15 protein-coding genes are annotated in these 16377 nt (G+C 56.0%); 3 read left to right on the top strand and 12 right to left on the bottom strand.

Annotation, left to right across the window (positions count from 1 at the left end; translation table 11 throughout):
* Positions 1–6: 6 nt before the first annotated feature.
* The 9 genes from DFO57_RS04285 to DFO57_RS04245 form a co-directional block, all read right to left on the bottom strand.
* Positions 7–987, bottom strand: a complete 981-nt coding sequence (locus tag DFO57_RS04285) for a 6-phosphofructokinase (RefSeq protein WP_014593680.1) — start codon at positions 985–987, stop codon at positions 7–9.
* A 522-nt stretch (positions 988–1509) separates the two neighbouring features.
* Positions 1510–2094 (bottom strand): YceI family protein, encoded by a 585-nt coding sequence (locus DFO57_RS04280; protein ID WP_013025736.1) that lies wholly within the window; start codon positions 2092–2094, stop codon positions 1510–1512.
* 118 nt (positions 2095–2212) lie between these two features.
* On the bottom strand, positions 2213–4474 hold the full coding sequence (pqqF, locus tag DFO57_RS04275; RefSeq protein ID WP_110015112.1) for a pyrroloquinoline quinone biosynthesis protein PqqF: 2262 nt from the start codon (positions 4472–4474) through the stop codon (positions 2213–2215).
* Positions 4474–5616: a pyrroloquinoline quinone biosynthesis protein PqqE gene (gene pqqE / locus DFO57_RS04270; RefSeq protein ID WP_013025734.1), complete on the bottom strand. Its 1143-nt coding sequence runs from the start codon at positions 5614–5616 to the stop codon at positions 4474–4476. The genes pqqF and pqqE overlap by 1 nt, the downstream gene beginning before the upstream one ends.
* The gene (gene pqqD / locus DFO57_RS04265; protein WP_013025733.1) at positions 5603–5881 is read right to left on the bottom strand and encodes a pyrroloquinoline quinone biosynthesis peptide chaperone PqqD; all 279 of its coding nucleotides are present in this window, start codon (positions 5879–5881) and stop codon (positions 5603–5605) included. The genes pqqE and pqqD overlap by 14 nt, the downstream gene beginning before the upstream one ends.
* A gap of 2 nt (positions 5882–5883) precedes the next feature.
* Positions 5884–6639 carry a pyrroloquinoline-quinone synthase PqqC gene (pqqC, locus tag DFO57_RS04260; protein WP_013025732.1) on the bottom strand — a complete coding sequence of 252 codons (756 nt, stop codon included), beginning with the start codon at positions 6637–6639 and terminating at the stop codon, positions 5884–5886.
* A 3-nt stretch (positions 6640–6642) separates the two neighbouring features.
* On the bottom strand, positions 6643–7560 hold the full coding sequence (gene pqqB / locus DFO57_RS04255; RefSeq protein WP_072138059.1) for a pyrroloquinoline quinone biosynthesis protein PqqB: 918 nt from the start codon (positions 7558–7560) through the stop codon (positions 6643–6645).
* A gap of 52 nt (positions 7561–7612) precedes the next feature.
* Positions 7613–7684: a pyrroloquinoline quinone precursor peptide PqqA gene (gene pqqA, locus DFO57_RS04250; protein ID WP_009090272.1), complete on the bottom strand. Its 72-nt coding sequence runs from the start codon at positions 7682–7684 to the stop codon at positions 7613–7615.
* Between the two features lie 145 nt (positions 7685–7829).
* A complete protein-coding gene (locus DFO57_RS04245; RefSeq protein WP_110015111.1) occupies positions 7830–8852 on the bottom strand; it encodes a dipeptidase in 1023 nt (340 codons plus the stop codon).
* Between the two features lie 186 nt (positions 8853–9038).
* On the opposite strand from DFO57_RS04245, the gene leuA reads away from it, so the two are divergent.
* A complete protein-coding gene (gene leuA / locus DFO57_RS04240) occupies positions 9039–10754 on the top strand; it encodes a 2-isopropylmalate synthase (RefSeq protein WP_110015110.1) in 1716 nt (571 codons plus the stop codon).
* Here the strand turns inward: leuA and DFO57_RS04235 are convergent.
* Both DFO57_RS04235 and DFO57_RS04230 read right to left on the bottom strand, forming a co-directional pair.
* The gene (locus DFO57_RS04235; RefSeq protein WP_110015109.1) at positions 10675–11457 is read right to left on the bottom strand and encodes a helix-turn-helix domain-containing protein; all 783 of its coding nucleotides are present in this window, start codon (positions 11455–11457) and stop codon (positions 10675–10677) included. The genes leuA and DFO57_RS04235 overlap by 80 nt on opposite strands.
* Positions 11454–12386, bottom strand: a complete 933-nt coding sequence (locus DFO57_RS04230; protein WP_015700337.1) for an NAD(P)-dependent oxidoreductase — start codon at positions 12384–12386, stop codon at positions 11454–11456. The genes DFO57_RS04235 and DFO57_RS04230 overlap by 4 nt, the downstream gene beginning before the upstream one ends.
* 313 nt (positions 12387–12699) lie before the next feature.
* Here DFO57_RS04230 and pqqU point away from each other — a divergent pair, with 313 nt between their 5' ends.
* Positions 12700–14826, top strand: a complete 2127-nt coding sequence (pqqU, locus tag DFO57_RS04225; protein WP_110015108.1) for a TonB-dependent receptor PqqU — start codon at positions 12700–12702, stop codon at positions 14824–14826.
* A 512-nt stretch (positions 14827–15338) separates the two neighbouring features.
* On the top strand, positions 15339–15725 hold the full coding sequence (locus DFO57_RS04220) for a PIN domain-containing protein (protein ID WP_233255849.1): 387 nt from the start codon (positions 15339–15341) through the stop codon (positions 15723–15725).
* A 6-nt stretch (positions 15726–15731) separates the two neighbouring features.
* Here the strand turns inward: DFO57_RS04220 and DFO57_RS04215 are convergent, their stop codons facing one another.
* The gene (locus DFO57_RS04215) at positions 15732–16289 is read right to left on the bottom strand and encodes an isochorismatase family protein (protein WP_110015106.1); all 558 of its coding nucleotides are present in this window, start codon (positions 16287–16289) and stop codon (positions 15732–15734) included.
* Positions 16290–16377 lie beyond the last annotated feature (88 nt).

Genomic DNA, 16377 nt, shown 5'->3' with positions numbered 1-16377 from the left:
TTCTCCTCACAATATATGCAGTTGTTTAGCGAGTTTATAATGATGCCCTTCTGTATCGACCAGGCGTTTTTTCATGCTTATTAAGTCAATCGGAATAGGCTTATTACTGCCGTTAATAATCACGGCTTTATTGCGCATTCCGGATTGAATACAACGAACCACTTCACTTGCCATAATGGTGCCCTGATAAATTTCCTCACAGGTGGGATCGCCATTTCGCAGTCCATAGCCGACGATCGTTTTGCGAATGCGCACGCCGATCAACGGTTCAAGCTGCTTAATTAATGTGTCAATCGCCCCCTGAAAGCCCGGTGAATATTCCCGTGTGTAACCTTCTGAGCAGAGGATTACCACGCTGTTTTGTTCGCTGAGGCGCTGAGTGATGCGTTCTGCCAGCACGTTTGTGGGGATCTGGCATTCCGGGATCAGTGCAAAGTCGGCGTTGGATTTGAGCGCTGACTGGAGCGTCAATTCGCCACAGTAGCCGCCGAGCAGTTCCACCATAAATACCCGGCCCGTTAATGCCCGACCGGTGTTTCTGAGCTTTGCCACCTCTTTTAAAACCTGCTCACAGGCGGTGGAAAAGCCCACCGTGTAATCACTGCCGTAGACATCGTTGTCAATCGTCATGCCGATGCCAAAACAGTTCACACCAAATTCACTGAGCGTATGCAGAAATTGCAGCGATCCGTCGCCTCCAGCCAGAATTAATACGTCGATGCGTAATGCTTTTAACTGCCGGGCGATCGTTTCATATTCGCTACGAATTAATTTTCGCGCGGTTCGGCCTGACTGCATTACCGGAAGAGAGGTAATGGAAAAATCCACTAAATCGCGCTGAGAAATTTCCTGGCAGACATTATCCAGCAAGCCTGGAATGCCGCCGTTAAATAATATCATCTCCGCCTGCGTCATCCTGGCTATCTGGAAAATGAAATTATTAATGCCGGTGACGTCGCCGCCGCTAATGACCATTCCGATTCTCATCCTGACATCCTTCTGGCTTAATGCGTCTGAAGCTATTGTTTCGGGATATCAGCCTGGTATTTGCAAGTGAGATCACAAAAACGAGAGGAATTTATGCAGGCAATATATTGACAGCCCCTTGAACCAGCTTATTTATGTGAAACAAATCACATTTACTGATTCAGGAAAGACGATTAGCTTCACGTTATAAAACAACAGGTTAAATATAGGGATCGGAATAACTTTTCTGTCAATACGGCATTACGCCGTTGCCAATAAAATCTCGATGTGAATTTGTGATTCTGACCTCATTTTTTTAGGTTCGGCAGGCTATCTGTTATTTCCGAAACAGACGATGGCGTGGTGAATCCGCAGGAACACCATGATGAGATGCATTTTTTTGCGCGTACTGTCGCAGGGCGAAAGGATGCCGAGGGGTGAGTGGAAGGACGACGAATGGCGCTTAGCCTGGCCGGCGGCGGCGTAATCTGCTGCAAAAAAAAAGCCCGACACCTGGGTGCCGGGCCTGAAAAGTAACGGAATTTACTTGGCGTAAGCTTCCGTAGAAATAGTCAGTGTCACGTCATCACTGACTGCTGGGACATATTTGTCCAGTTTGAAGTCAGAACGCTTAATGGTACCGGTGGCGTCAAAACCAATCGCCTGCTTCTTGACCATCGGATGCTCACCCTGCTTATTCAGCGTGGCATGCAGCGTCACAGGTTTGGTAATGCCTTTCAGAGTGAGGTTCCCTTCAACATCAAATTTGTTATCGCCTTTGGCAATAACTTTGGTGCTGCGGAAGGTTGCAGTGGGATACTTCGCCACGTCGAAATACTCCGCGCCTTTGAATTCCTTGGTCAGGGCAGGAACATGGCTGTCGATTTTGCTAACCGGTAACGTGACGTCAACGCGCGACTGCTCAGGCTTGCTGCTGTCAAAAACCAGAGAACCTGTCGTGTCTGGAATGTCAGCAGTCGGATGGGAGAAGCCGAAGTGCTCCCAACTTACCACAACAGAGGTATGTTGCGGGTCGAGTTGATAATGCATGGCTTCAGCCTGAGAAACCGGAACATACAGTGCAGCAGCTGCGAGCAGTGGCAGCGTGAAACGTTTTACATTCTTCACTTTTACTTCCTTATTTTATGACATCACCTTGAGTCTGAGCCATATAAGCAGGAAGTAAAAGTGAACAGATTTGGCGTAAACAATCAAAATTATTCAGCAATATCAATGTGTGATTATTCTAATTCTTACCTTTAGCATACAGGATCTGCCAGCGGTGCCGATCGGTCAGTAACTGTTGCTGTAACTGCTTCACCTCTCCCTCAGTGAGTGCGGCTATCTTCTCCGCCTCCAGGTTTGGCAACCCATTCGCCTGGCGTAACGCCACTCCACGTGCATCTTCTTTCACCTGCAAAAGCGGCGTTTTGAGCGGATCGATTGCCTGCTGGGCAATGTAGATCGCTATGTCACGCAGAAAGTCTTCGCAGAATTGGATCAGGGTCGATGCCGGACAATCCGGTGACTGAAGCGCAAAGAGAAGACCATCACTATCCGTACTGCGATGGTAGCGGCAACTGACGACGTAGCCGATCGGCTGTTCTACCCGGTAGCGCTGATAAAAGCGCGGCTCACAGATCAGCGCCAGCGCGCGAAGTGCGGCCAGCTGCTGTGGGTCGCCCAGGGGAATAAACAGCAGAACGGCACTGTCATCGCTGGGATGGGGAATACAGGTTTCACCGCCTACGCAGCGGTACTCAGGGCGCGTAGGTGAATTCACCGTCAGCACACTCAACTGCCGGGACACGAGCCGATGCTGTTCGGCATTGCCCCCGAGCAGGACGGCACGCCAGCATTGCGGATTGAGTGACGTCGCCAGCCGGAGCGGCAGCTGGCGCAGCAGTTCGCGTATCGCAATGCCCGGTATCACCGGCGTGGATACGCTGTGTGTCTGCATCAGGCATTGCACAAGCTGCCCCAGTGCCGCACTGAGCAGCGTCTTGTCTGACGGCAGGCGCAGGGTGAGTTGCCAGACGCCCTGCACCTCACGCCACTCTCCGCTGCCGGAAAAATGCCGCAGCACCGCAAACACGGGGCGTAACTCAGGCTCGCAGGCCGCGCCGGCTGCCCATGTTGTATAAAGTTCAGGACGCAGCACCAGCGTGCCCTGCGTCTCATCCGGTGTGATATGGGGTAACACGGCCTGACCGGTCGGCTCTGCACGCAGCGGCAAGAGATTCGGCTGCGGGTAAAATGTCCACCTGACGGGCGGGCAATTCATCACGGGCTTTTGCCAGGCTGTCAGTGACAGGTCATAACCCTGAACCCTGTGCGTTTCACCTTTCACCTCGGCGGCGCACATCAGCGTGGTCGCCGTGGCGGCGTGCATTTCGTTCAGTAAGGCGTCCAGGTCGGGACAGTCGCCCACGGCCGCAAAGCCCAGCGCGCGCGCCTGAAGTTGCTGCAGGGGGGACTGTGCGGCCAGGCGCTGCTGCGCCAGCTGCCAGTAGTGCTGCCGCTGCACCGGCGTGGTATGGCGCAGCGCCTCAAGAAAGGACGCGATCAGGGGCGGAACAGCGGCCGGATCCTCCGTGACGAACGTGACCGCCACCCACATGTCCGCGTCCGACTGATAAAGCCATTTCACGTCAGGCTGGCTGGCCCGCGTGCGTGCATACAGCGTTTCCAGCAGCCCGCCTGGGGCATCATCAAGGAAAAACTCGCGCAGTAAAGTGACACTGTCACGAAGTTGCGCGGGTAAAATCCAGCTTTGCCAGAGTGCTGATGGCCCTTCCTGCTGTAACGCCAGCGCCCTGTTGGGTGAAAGCATTACCGGGGCATCGGGCCGCCTGGCACTGTTGCGTGGCTGAAACGCAGCGGCAAACGCCTTCGCCAACGCGGTGAGCTGTTCCAGCGACTGTGGGCCCTGCAGCCACAGCGTCAGGTTGTCTGAGTGAAAGAAGCGCTGATGAAAAGCCCGCAGCGCCGCCTGCAAATCAGTGACGTTGTCACCGAACGACATCCTGTTCCCGACATGAAAGCGTTTAAACTGCGCCGGAGACGTCACTGGCGTAAACATGGCGGCTTCCGCGCGGGCCGCAGCATGGCGCTGCAGCAGGCGGTGCTCTGCATCAATCACCGCGATTTCCTGGCTGATGGCCTCGCGGGTCAGGCTCGGCGCACTCAGCATATCCTGCAGGCGCAACAGGCCTTCACTGAAGTTGTCGGGGGTGACCTCAAAAAACCAGGCGCTTTCGCGTGCCTGGGTGGTAGCATTCACCTGTCCGCCGTTCGCCTGAACCCAACTCATCAGCCGCCCATCATGCGGCCAGCGCTGACTGCCGGTAAAAAGCAGGTGCTCCAGCAAATGCGCGAGTCCAGGCCAGCGCTCTGGCTCGTCATGGCTGCCTGCCGCCACTTTGACCAGCGCCGCCGCCTGGGTGGCGTCCGGCTGGTGGCACAGCGTTACGTTCAGTCCATTGAGTTGCAGGCAGCGTGAATGCATTACAGAATCCGCGTTTTATAGATCAGCTGAGAATTGCTGCGATTGCGGAACTGAAGCTGACCAATTTTAATGTCGCTGCAGTCGGCTTCACGGCGGGCATCAAGGATTTTGCCATGGTGCGGCGATTTGCTGCAGACCGGATCGGCATTGTCTGCATCGCCGGTAAGCATAAAGGCCTGACAGCGACAGCCGCCAAAATCTTTCTCTTTTTCGTCACAGGAGCGACAGGGTTCCGGCATCCAGTCATAGCCGCGATAGCGGTTGAAGCCAAACGAGTGGTACCAGATATCCTCCAGGCTCTGTTCAAGCACAGAGGGAAAAGCCACCGGCAGCTGGCGTGCGCTGTGGCACGGAAGCGCGGTGCCATCGGGCGTGACGCTCAGGAAGATCGCGCCCCAACCGCCCATGCAGGGCTTGGGACGTTCTTCATAATAGTCAGGCGTCACGAACAGCAGATTGGTGAGGCTACCGCTGTCGCTCATGCGCGCACGGTACTGATTCACGATGCCTTCGGCCCGGGCGATCTGCTCACGGGTAGGCAGCAATCCCTCACGGTTTAACTGCGCCCAGCCGTAAAACTGACAGGTCGCCAGCTCCACATCATCGGCTTCAAGCTCGATGCACAGGTCGATAATCTTATCGATCTGATCGATATTGTGACGATGCAGCACGAAGTTCAGCACCATGGGATAGCCGTGGGCTTTGACCGCGCGCGCCATCTCCAGCTTCTGCTGAAACGCCTTCTTAGAGCCGGCCAGCGCCGCGTTAAGGGTTTCATCACTGGCCTGGAAACTGATCTGAATATGATCCAGTCCCGCGTCGCTGAAAGCCTCAAGCTTTTTCTCCGTCAGGCCAATCCCGGAGGTAATCAGGTTGGTATAAAAACCTAAGTCACGTGCCGCTTTGATCAGGTCGGGCAGGTCTTTGCGCGTTAACGGCTCGCCGCCGGAAAAGCCGAGCTGAACGCTGCCCATGGCGCGTGCCTGGCGAAAGACGTCGATCCACTGTTCAGTACTCAGCTCTTTTTCCTGCTGGGCAAAATCCAGTGGATTTGAGCAGTACGGGCACTGGAGCGGACAGCGGTACGTCAGCTCGGCCAGCAGCCACAGGGGCGGATTGACGCCGGGTTTATGCTGGTTCACGAAACTGTATCCACTTCTGTTCATAGGCTGACTGCAGGAATTCTTTGACATCCTCGCCCACACCGCCTGCCTCGGGGAAACGCGCATCCAGAATGGCAATGATCGCGGCGATATCCTGCTTGCCGTCAACCAGCTCCAGAATGGCGGCGGCGGTTTCATTGAGTTTCGCCATGCCTTCCGGGTAAAGCACGACGTGGCTGTCCTGTGCCGCTTCCCATTGCATACGGTAGCCCCGGCGAAAGGCGGCAATTGTGTGTTCGTTCATCGTTATACCAGTCGGGTTGTGTGCCAGGCCGCTTTATCCGTCACGCTATGATAAGGCGGGCGTTGAAGTTCGTAAGCCATGGTCATGGCATCCAGCATGGTCCACAGAATGTCCAGCTTGAACTGCAGGATCTCCAGCATGCGGTTCTGTTTTTCGGCGGTGTCGCAAAACGCCAGCGCCAGCGCCAGGCCGTGCTCCACGTCGCGGTTGGCCTGACTCAGGCGGCTACGGAAATAGAAGTAACCTTCTTCTTTGATCCACGGATAGTGCTGCGGCCAGCTGTCGAGCCGCGACTGATGTATCTGAGGCGCAAACAGCTCGGTCAGCGAGCTGCAGGCCGCTTCCTGCCAGTTTGCGCGACGGGCAAAACTGACATAGGCATCAACCGCAAACCGGACGCCCGGCAGGACATGCTGCTCCGAGACCAGTTCATCCCGGCTTAAGCCCACCGCTTCGCCCAGGCGTAACCAGGCCTCAATGCCGCCATCTTCGCCCTGGCTGCCATCATGATCCAGGATGCGTTGTACCCATTTACGTCGGGTTGCCGGATCGGGGCAGTTGGCCATGATCGCCGCGTCTTTCAGTGGAATGCTGGTCTGGTAGTAAAAGCGATTCGCCACCCATCCCTGAATCTGCTCAGGCGTGGCCTGACCGTTATGCATCGCAATATGGTACGGGTGATGAATATGGTAGTAGGCGCCTTTATCACGCAGCGCCTGTTCAAAGGCCTGCGGCGACAGGGTTTCCGTAATCAGCATCGTTTAGTCCTGAAGATGTATCGCCATCCCGTCGTGACTCACCTCAATGCCCTGTTGTGTCAGGTACTGCCGCTGAGGTGACTGTTCGTTGAGAACGGGATTCGTGTTGTTAATATGGATTAAAATCTTTCGTTTTGCTGGCAGACGGGCGAGCAGTGCCATCAGCCCCTGCTCTTCGGCCAGCGCCAGGTGGCCCATGGCCTTGCCGGTATTTTTACCCACGCCCGCGGTCAGTAATTCATCATCCTGCCATACCGTACCATCAATCAGCAGGCAGTCGGCCTGCTCAAGCCAGGGCAGGATCACCGCATCCGGCTCCCCAAGCCCCGGGGCATACAGGAGCGTCTGGTCGTTGGCGCGATTTTCAATAAACAGCGCGACGTTGTGGCCCGGTAACGGACGGTCACGGTAAGGTGAATACGGCGGTGCATTGCTGAGGATCGGGATAGCGGTAAACTGGAGATCCGGACACACATCCACGTTAAACGGCGTTAACGGACGAATGGGCCGGTGTTGAAGTCCGCCATTCCAGTGTTTCAGCATGGTAAAAACAGGGAAACCGGTCGTCAGATCGCCATGCACTTCGGGTGTACACCACACCTGATGCGGGCAGCCCTCACGCAGGCTGAGCAGCCCGGTGGTGTGGTCAATCTGACTGTCGGTAAGAATAATGCCGCCGATCGCGGTCCCGCGCAGAACGCCCTTTTTCACTAATTCAGGCGTGTGCAGTATTTGCTGGCTGATGTCAGGTGAGGCATTGCAGAGAACCCAGTCTTCACCGTTATCACTGATGATGATGGAGGACTGGGTGCGCGGGCTGGCCTGCAGAGTCCCGTTACGCACACCATCACAGTTGGGGCAGTTGCAATTCCACTGAGGGAATCCACCGCCTGCAGCCGATCCAAGGACTTTAATAAACATGAAAGGAACCAGGTGTTGAAACAAAATGCCCGCACAGACGGCGGGCAAGTGATTAGCGGTTGGAGATGTACAGCGTCACTTCCAGACCGAGGCGCAGGTCAACAAACGTTGGTTTTTTCCACATAACTTTCTTCCTTATAGATTGAGATAGACAGACAAATAAATGACTGCAAGACAGCATTGTGACAGGGGTTAAAATGCGAACCTTGTCACACTATTTTCACGCAGACGGCCAGGTGAAATCAATGAAAAGCCCGTAAGAAAACGTGTTAGTGCAGTCCGGTGTGTTGCAAAACCCGCAGCCAGTTTCCCCACGTTAATTTTTCCAGCATGCGTTGATCATAGCCCGAGTCGCGAAAAACGGCGAGCAATCGCGGCAGACCGCGGACGTCACCTAACGCCTCAGGCGGCGAGATCCCGTCAAAGTCTGAACCGAATGCCACGTGATCTTCGCCCATTATGTTAATTAAGTGATCGCAATGTTTGACGATTTCTGTCAGATCGGTATCGCTGTCGCGTTTTCCATCAGCACGAAGGAACGCATTGCCAAAGTTTATGCCAACCAGCCCACCGCTGGCATGCATCGCCTTAAGCTGGTTATCGGTCAGGTTGCGCGGTTGAGCACATAAAACGTGAGCATTAGAGTGGCTGGCCACCAGCGGCGCAGCGGAAAGCCGGACCGTATCCCAGAAGGCTTTTTCATTCATATGCGACACATCAATCATCATGTTTAAGGCAGCGGCCTGCCTGATAAGCGCTTCCCCTTCTGCCGTCAGGCCTGGCCCCGTATCTGGCGGACCTGGAAAACTGCCGTTAACCCCTTCGCCGAAGCGATTTTTCAGATTCCAGAATGGGCCGATAGAGCGAACACCTGCCTGGTAGAAGGCGTTTAGCGTTTCGCCCTCCGCATCCAGCGCGTCGGCCCCTTCAATATGCGCCACCAGCGCCAGCACGCCCTCAGCACGGCAGGCTTCAATCTCTGCAGCGCTGTGGCATAGCCTGGCACGGCCCGCTGACTGCGCAGCGATCTGCTGCAGTATCGCCAGCTGCTGCCACATGATTGTCAGCGGATCATAGGGTTCTTGCGCGGCGCGAGCCGGAGCAACCTGAGCGAGATAGTCCTGCGGCGGCACAAAAACAGCAAACAGCCCACCGGCAAAACCGCCCTGCTGCATACGAGGAAAGTCGAGGTGACCTTTTGGCACGCCCGCATAGAAAGCCTCTGCGGGCGCATCGCGATGGTACAGCCACAGATTGAGTAACAGATCGTTGTGCCCGTCGAAAACCAGCATAGGGAAACCACCTTGAGAAACATCAGGTTATGCTACCGCTCTCTTTCCCCTTCAGCAAACGCCTGCGCACTCAGCGCCACAAGGCGTCAACAAAATTGTCACTTTTGCGCTTCAGGTTGTCAGTTTTCCGCGCGCGGCGGGCGTAACGCCACGCCACACTGGATTAACACCTACAAGGAGATGACTATGTTGATGCATCCGGCTGAGAAATATCGTCCGTTCCCGTCCGTTGATCTGGCCTCTCGCCAGTGGCCTTCACAGCAGATCACCCGTGCGCCGCGCTGGCTGTCTACCGACCTGCGGGATGGCAATCAGGCCCTGGCAGAACCGATGAATCGTGCGCAGAAACTGCAGTTCTGGCAATTATTACTGGACTGCGGCGTTAAAGAGATTGAAGCCGCCTTTCCTTCTGCCTCGCAAACGGATTTTGACTTCGTGCGGGATCTTATCGAACAAAAGCGCATTCCTGATGACGTGACGTTGCAGGTGTTAACGCCAGCACGTCACGACCTGATTGACAGAACATTCTGCGCACTGGAAGGCGCACCGCGCGCCATTGTGCATTTGTATAATGCCACCGCCCCCTTATTTCGCGAACGCGTGTTTAATCAGAGTAAAACACAGATCGTGGCGCTGGCGACCACGAGCGCAAGACAGATTCGTGCTGCATGTGAGGCCGCGCCTGACACACAGTGGAGCTTTGAATATTCACCCGAAACCTTCTGTTTTACAGAGCCGGCCTTCGCGCTGGAGATATGTGAGGCGGTAGCAGAGGTCTGGCAACCCAGCCCGGAACGTCCCATGATCATCAACCTGCCCGCCACTGTTGAAGTGAATACGCCCAACGTCTATGCCGATCAGATAGAGTTTTTCTGCCGTCACTTTAGCCGACGCGACGGGGTATGTATCAGCGTTCATCCTCATAACGACAGAGGAACGGGCGTCGCCTGCGCGGAACTTGCCCTGCTGGCAGGCGCGGATCGGATTGAAGGCTGCCTGTTTGGCAATGGTGAACGTACAGGTAACGTTGATTTGGTGACGTTGGCGTTAAATCTTTATACCCAGGGCATTGCGCCGGGACTGGACTTTAGTGATATGGCGCGGGTTATTGAGGTGGTGACCGACTGCAATAAACTGCCGGTTCATCCCCGTCATCCCTATGCCGGGGAGCTGGTATTTACCGCTTTTTCCGGCTCGCATCAGGATGCGATTAAGAAGGGATTCGCTTACCGCCGCCAGCATAAGGAAACGCAGTGGCAGATCCCCTATTTGCCACTCGACCCTGCCGATATCGGCTGCAGTTACGAAGCTGTGATTCGGGTAAACAGCCAGTCGGGTAAAAGCGGCGCCGCCTGGTTGCTGGAGCAAAATCATGGCCTGCAACTTCCCCGCCCTCTGCAGCAGGATTTCAGCCGTTGCGTTCAGCAGGAGAGCGATCTGCACGGTAAAGAAATGACGCAGCACGCTGTCTGGCAGCTTTTCTGCCGTCACTATCAGATTGAGCAGCCCGCTCTGCGCCTGATGGAAGCGCACAGTCAAAGCGAGTCGGGCGAGCAGACGCAACTGCGTGCCCACGTCCATCATCAGGGCCGCACTCTGCGTCTGACAGGCCGCGGTAATGGCCTGCTTTCCGCCGCTGTGACGGCACTCCGTCAGTCCCTCGACCTGGCGCTGACCATTGAAGATTATCATGAACATACGCTGGGAAAACGTAGCGACAGCCGCTCAGTTGCCTATGTCAGCTGCATCAACCTTCAGGGCGAACGCCACTGGGGCGTCAGCATCGACAATGATACGTCGCGCGCCGCACTGCAGGCGTTGCTTAACGCGGCAAGCCACTTTCTGCCGCAGGAAAATAGTCCGTTGGCGATACACCCAGCAGACGGCGAAACATGGCGCTAAAGGCACTCGGGCTTTCATAGCCCAGATCCAAAGCCACGCGCAATACGCTGTCGCCCTGCGCCAGCCGTGTCAGTGCAACAGCCACGCGCGCCCGCCGGACCCAGTCACTGAACTGCAGGCCGGTTTCACGCACGAAATGGCGAGCCAGCGTCCGGCCAGACAGGTTGAGCCTGGCGCTGGCCGCCGCCAGAGACCAGTCGCCCGCCAGATCGGCCTGAATCTGCATGCACAGCGCCCGTAAACGTGGGCTCTGTGGCAGGGGCAACGCATAAGGCAGCGCATCCATGCCGCGAATTTCATCCAGAATCAATTCATAAATCCGCTCGCTACGGCTGGCTGGCGCATAGTACACAGGCAAATCGATGGCGTGGATGATCAGCTCGCGCAGCAGGGCTGAAATCTGCACGACCTGGCAGCTGGCGGGAAGATCGGCCCTGGCAAGGGGATCGATAAACAGCGTGCGTGCGGCGACTGCGCCGGTAATGTACAAGCGATGACGGGTAAAAGCGGGCAGCCAGACGCCACGACTTGGCGGTACGGTCCAACTGCCCTGTTCTGTTTCCACGCGCACGACGCCGCTCAGCGTATGAATAAGCTGCGCGCAGCTGTGATGGTGCCAGGGTTCTGTCGCACCATGCGAATAGTCGTGCGCCAGCGGCACCAGCGGGCGCGTGCTGAAATCAAAACTGACCCTTGAACTCATTGCGACTTAAGATATTTATAGATCACGGCTAAGTCCTCTTCACCGTGCCCGGCTTCCACGGCCTGCTGCCAGACGCTGGCGATATTTTCCAGCGCGGGCAGTGAACTGTCTGAGGCGTCCAGTGCCAGCTTCGCGTCTTTAAGCGCCCATTGCAGATGCATCTGCGGGGTATAATCATCGCTGGCCATCATGCCCAGCTTCATTTTGGCATAAGGCGCCGCCAGCGGGCCACCGTCCAGCACCTGCCACAGATCGTCGGTTGAGAAACCAAACTGGTCGGCAAGCCGGGTACTTTCGGCCAGGCTCTGCATCAGACCAATCAGCCAGCTGTTGATGACTAGCTTCATGCGCGAGCTCTTGCCCGCCTCACCCAGCCACTGCGTGCCTTTACCTATCGCGTCGAAGACGGCCTCTGCGGCCTGAGCACGGGACCGATCGCCACTGGCCATCACCAGAATCTGGGCGTTCTCTGCGGGCGCCTTGGTGCCGGAAACCGGCGCGTCGATAAACACCACATCGGGACGAGCCTGAGCAAAGAAAGTGATCAGTGCATCCGTTTTTTCAACGCCGATCGTGCCCATCTGGCACAGCGTTGCGCCCTGTTTCAGCGCCGCTTTCGCCTCGTGCAGGACCTGCTCTGTGGTCTCGCCGTCGGACAACATGGCAATCACCACGTCCGCCTTCTGTACGGCTTCCGCTGCGGAATCGGTTAACGTCAGTCCCGCCGCAATCAAATCTTCCCCCCGCGCACGGGTGCGGTTCCAGCCGTACACTCTGAACCCCTTTTTCAGTAAATTAGCGGCAAAGGCATGCCCCATCGCCCCTAATCCCAGTACTGCAACATCAGGTTGTTTCATGCTGATTTCCTTCGTTCTGATTATGGGTATCCGTCTTCTATGTACCTGACGGCGCAGGCTCAAATGTAGCATCTGTTACCCGGCGCGTCCCGTCAGCACGCCGTGACCCGCGCGTAACGGGCCATGAAGACATCGTGGCCCGACAGACCTCTTCGCGGCGTCGAGCCGGTCAGAGAATAACAAGGTTGGCGACGATGCGATCACATAAACCGGCCAATCATTTACGCTTTCCAAACCTCTGACAAAACCAGTAACATGTGTCGCGATTGTTCCAGTTGGTTCATTTAGTACCACCATTTTCGCGACCTGCCGATAGCCACCGTTGTTTTCGTCACTCTGGCAGGCGACATATACCCAGGGATCCACGCTTTCAGGCCAAATACCGATGAATATTAAGCGATCACGCCAGGCAAGCCTGCCGTTATTAGTGCTGCCTGCCCTCTTTCCGCTGCCGCTGTTTGCGGCAGATGGCGGTAATACCCTTGTTGTCAGCGCCGCGCCGCCAGCAAAAGGCCTTAATGAACTTGATACGCCTGCCGCCGTGAGCGTGGTAAACGGCGACGATATGCGCCAGGCCGCCCCGCGCGTTAACCTGTCAGAAAACCTGACCAGCGTACCAGGGTTGCAGATCCAAAACCGACAAAATTATGCACAGGACCTGCAGTTGTCCGTGCGCGGCTTTGGTTCCCGTTCGACTTACGGGGTCCGTGGCCTGCGCATTTATGTCGATGGCATTCCGGCCACCATGCCGGATGGTCAGGGACAAACGTCCAATATTGATATCGGTTCGGTCGATCGGGTGGAGGTGCTGCGTGGGCCATTTTCTGCGCTGTATGGCAATGCCTCCGGCGGCGTCATTAACGTTACCACTCAGACCGGTCAGCAGCCCCCCACGCTTGAAGCAGGCAGTTGGTTTGGCAGCTACGGTAGCTGGCGCAACAGCGTGAAAGCCAGCGGCGCCACCGGCGACGGCACCAAAGCCGGCGATGTCAATTACACGCTTTCCGCCTCGCGCTTTACCACTCACGGTTATCGCGACCACAGCGCCGCGCAAAAAAATCTGGGTAACGCAAAGCTGGGCGTACGCATTGATGACGTCAGCACCCTGACCTTACTGTTTAACAGCGTACATATCGACGCGCAGGACCCGGGTGGGTTAACGCCTGACCAGTGGCGCGCGAATCCCCGTCAGGTTGTCAGTAATGTCTCACTTTACAACACCCGCAAAACCGTCGATCAAACCCAGGGCGGCCTGCACTATCAGCGTAAGATGAGCGAAAACGACGACCTGAGCGTGATGGTGTATGCCGGGATGCGTGAAACGACGCAGTTCCAGTCCATTCCTGCCAACGTGCAGCGAAGCCCATCGCATCCCGGCGGCGTGATCGCGTTGACCCGTCACTATCAGGGCATTGATACCCGCTGGACACACCGTGATGATCTGTTTTCGGTTCCGGTCACGCTGACTGCCGGGCTGGATTACGAAACCATGAGCGAACAGCGCAAAGGTTTTGAGAATTTCACTACGGCCAACGGCGTGACGCAGTTCGGTGAGCAGGGAAATATGCGGCGCAACGAACGTAACCTGATGTGGAATCTTGATCCCTATTTGCAGACCACCTGGCAGCTCAGTCAAAAATGGTCGCTGGATGCAGGCGTCCGTTTCAGTACGGTCAGTTTTGACTCCAACGACTTTTACATCACGCCAGGCAACGGCGATGACAGTGGCGATGCCCGTTATCACAAATGGCTGCCCGCCGCCGCGCTGAAGTATGCGTTTGACGACAGCTGGAATGCCTATTTATCTGCCGGCCGTGGATTTGAAACCCCGACGATTAATGAGCTGTCCTATCGTTCAGACGATCAGTCCGGCCTGAATCTGGGGCTGAAACCCGCGACCAGCGACACGGTTGAGTTAGGCAGCAAAAAACGTCTGGGCAATGGCCTGCTCAGCGCTGCCGTTTTCCAGACCGATACTCAGGATGAAATTGTTGTCGACAGCAATAGCGGCGGACGCACCACATACAAAAATGCCGGAGAAACCCGTCGGCGTGGCCTCGAACTGGCGTTCGATCAGCAGGTTAACTACGACTGGCGACTGAAAATGGCCTATACGCTGCTGGATGCGCGCTACCGCAGTAATGCCTGCGGCAACGCCAGCTGCGACGGCAACCGTATTCCGGGCATTGCGCGCAATATGCTGTATACCGGGCTGGCTTATGCGCCTGAAGAAGGCTTTTATGCCGGAGCGGAATGGCGTTATATGAGCAATATCGCAGCGGATGACAGCAATGCGGTCCGTGCGCCTTCCTATGCCATCACCTCGGTCAACAGCGGCTATAAGTGGCTTGTCGATGCCTGGACGTTGGATTTGTTTGGTCGGGTGGATAACCTGTTTGACCGCAACTACGTTGGCTCGGTGATCGTCAATGAAAGCAACGGTCGCTACTTTGAACCGGCTCCGGGCCGCAACTACAGCGTGGGCCTGACGGTCAGTTACGCTTTCCAGTAGTGAACATGGCCGCCGCGTGAGCACAACGCGGCGGCGCAGCGTGGCGACCTCTCAGGTTATTCTCATCGCGCCTGGCACAATCCCCTGACGCGTTACCCTCTTTCGCCGTCAACGTCGGCCTCCAGAATACCTATTTGCGAAAGCACTCGAATTTTTGTTCAAAACTCGCTCAAACAAAGTCCTCGCCCCTAAAATTCATGTAGTAACGACATCATAAGGAGCACGCACGTTGAGCAGCAAAATCTGTTTCAGTCGTGCCTTTAATCAGGATGTTACCAAGGCGAAAAAAGAGGCTGAGGAAGGTCCAGTTTACATCACCGATCACGCTAAACCGCTCATGTCCTGTTAACGGTTGTGGCATATCCGAGGTTAACGGGAGGTAAAAAAAACTGGCCATGACGCTGGCAATGCCTGAAACGGCAGATATCGATTTCGCACCTGAACGGCCTGTCATCACCGGACGAGATGCCGGCTTCTGATGCGTTATCTGCTGGATAACCCTATCTTCTGGGTTGCGTAAGGCAGGCACGCCGCGTATTGCTCCCAATGTCCTGGCATGGGCTAATGCTATTGACCTTGACAGCACGTTCATTTCAGCGCTGACGCGGCTGGAAACAGAGACAGGTATTTTGCGTCTTGAAGGGCTGAATGGGGAGCAGGCACAACGTTTGCGCCACGGGTATCAGACGCAGGAGCTTGAGGCGTATCGCCAGCGAAGGTTGCCGATTGATGGCCTGTTCGCAGGCCGGTGCGCCATGCTGCACCTGCCCGACCGGCGTTCCGCAACCGATGCGCTGATTGCGGCAACGGCGCTACAGCGCGATGTCATTCAGGTCACGCGTAACCTAAACGATTTCCAGGGACTGGGCGTGATGCTGCTCAATCCCTGGCCTGCATGACAGGGTTTACAGCGCGTTCAGTTTGGCAATCACATCATTATAGCTGCCCGTTTCACCCAGGCGGGGAAAGACGCGCTTGATGCTGTTTTCGTGCGTATCACTATTGAGATCGGTCATCGCATCCACTGCAAGCGTGACGTTGTAACCTGATGCGTACGCCTCACGCGCCGTAGATTCCACGCCAATACTGGTGGCAATGCCGCAAATGACCACCTGGGTAATGCCACGCTTTTGCAGTTCATCATGCAGCGCGGTCTCATGAAACGCGCCCCAGGTTTTTTTGGTGATGGTCAGATCGTTATGCTGCGGTGTCATGGCGGGCACCAGGGTCGCCCAGTTTGCAGGCAGCTCGCCTTCGTGACGCGGCTGTTCATTGCGACCAGGCGCACCGCCTGCCACGTTGACGAGCACGACGGGCAGATCCTTTTCACGAAAAGCGCTGGCAAGTCGCGCGCAGCGTTCAATCACCGGCTGTGGCTCGTGCACAACTGGCAGCGCAACAATCCCCTCTTGCAGATCGATGACGATCAGAGCGGTTTTCGCATCAAGTGTGGTTATAGCCATAGTCATTCCTCACAAATCGGTAACAGATAAAGCGTCAGTATGGCGCAGACGGCGGGCGTTGATACAGCCTGCAAAGCGCGCCATACAA

The sequence above is a fragment of the Pantoea sp. AG702 genome (assembly GCF_003182295.1).
Classification (GTDB): Bacteria; Pseudomonadota; Gammaproteobacteria; order Enterobacterales; family Enterobacteriaceae; genus Pantoea; species Pantoea ananatis.
This window is presented reverse-complemented; position numbering and strand designations above follow the sequence as displayed.

Bases quoted from the DNA above. Each gene is read 5' to 3' on its own strand.
- DFO57_RS04245 (WP_110015111.1), bottom strand. From the start codon at position 8,852: ATGCTGGTTTTCGACGGGCACAACGATCTGTTACTCAATCTGTGGCTG.
- pqqU (WP_110015108.1), top strand. From the start codon at position 12,700: ATGAATATTAAGCGATCACGCCAGGCAAGCCTGCCGTTATTAGTGCTG.
- DFO57_RS04285 (WP_014593680.1), bottom strand. From the start codon at position 987: ATGAGAATCGGAATGGTCATTAGCGGCGGCGACGTCACCGGCATTAAT.
- DFO57_RS04215 (WP_110015106.1), bottom strand. From the start codon at position 16,289: ATGGCTATAACCACACTTGATGCGAAAACCGCTCTGATCGTCATCGAT.
- pqqD (WP_013025733.1), bottom strand. From the start codon at position 5,881: ATGAACGAACACACAATTGCCGCCTTTCGCCGGGGCTACCGTATGCAA.
- DFO57_RS04230 (WP_015700337.1), bottom strand. From the start codon at position 12,386: ATGCTACATTTGAGCCTGCGCCGTCAGGTACATAGAAGACGGATACCC.
- DFO57_RS04235 (WP_110015109.1), bottom strand. From the start codon at position 11,457: ATGAGTTCAAGGGTCAGTTTTGATTTCAGCACGCGCCCGCTGGTGCCG.
- pqqF (WP_110015112.1), bottom strand. From the start codon at position 4,474: ATGCATTCACGCTGCCTGCAACTCAATGGACTGAACGTAACGCTGTGC.
- pqqB (WP_072138059.1), bottom strand. From the start codon at position 7,560: ATGTTTATTAAAGTCCTTGGATCGGCTGCAGGCGGTGGATTCCCTCAG.
- pqqC (WP_013025732.1), bottom strand. From the start codon at position 6,639: ATGCTGATTACGGAAACCCTGTCGCCGCAGGCCTTTGAACAGGCGCTG.
- leuA (WP_110015110.1), top strand. From the start codon at position 9,039: ATGTTGATGCATCCGGCTGAGAAATATCGTCCGTTCCCGTCCGTTGAT.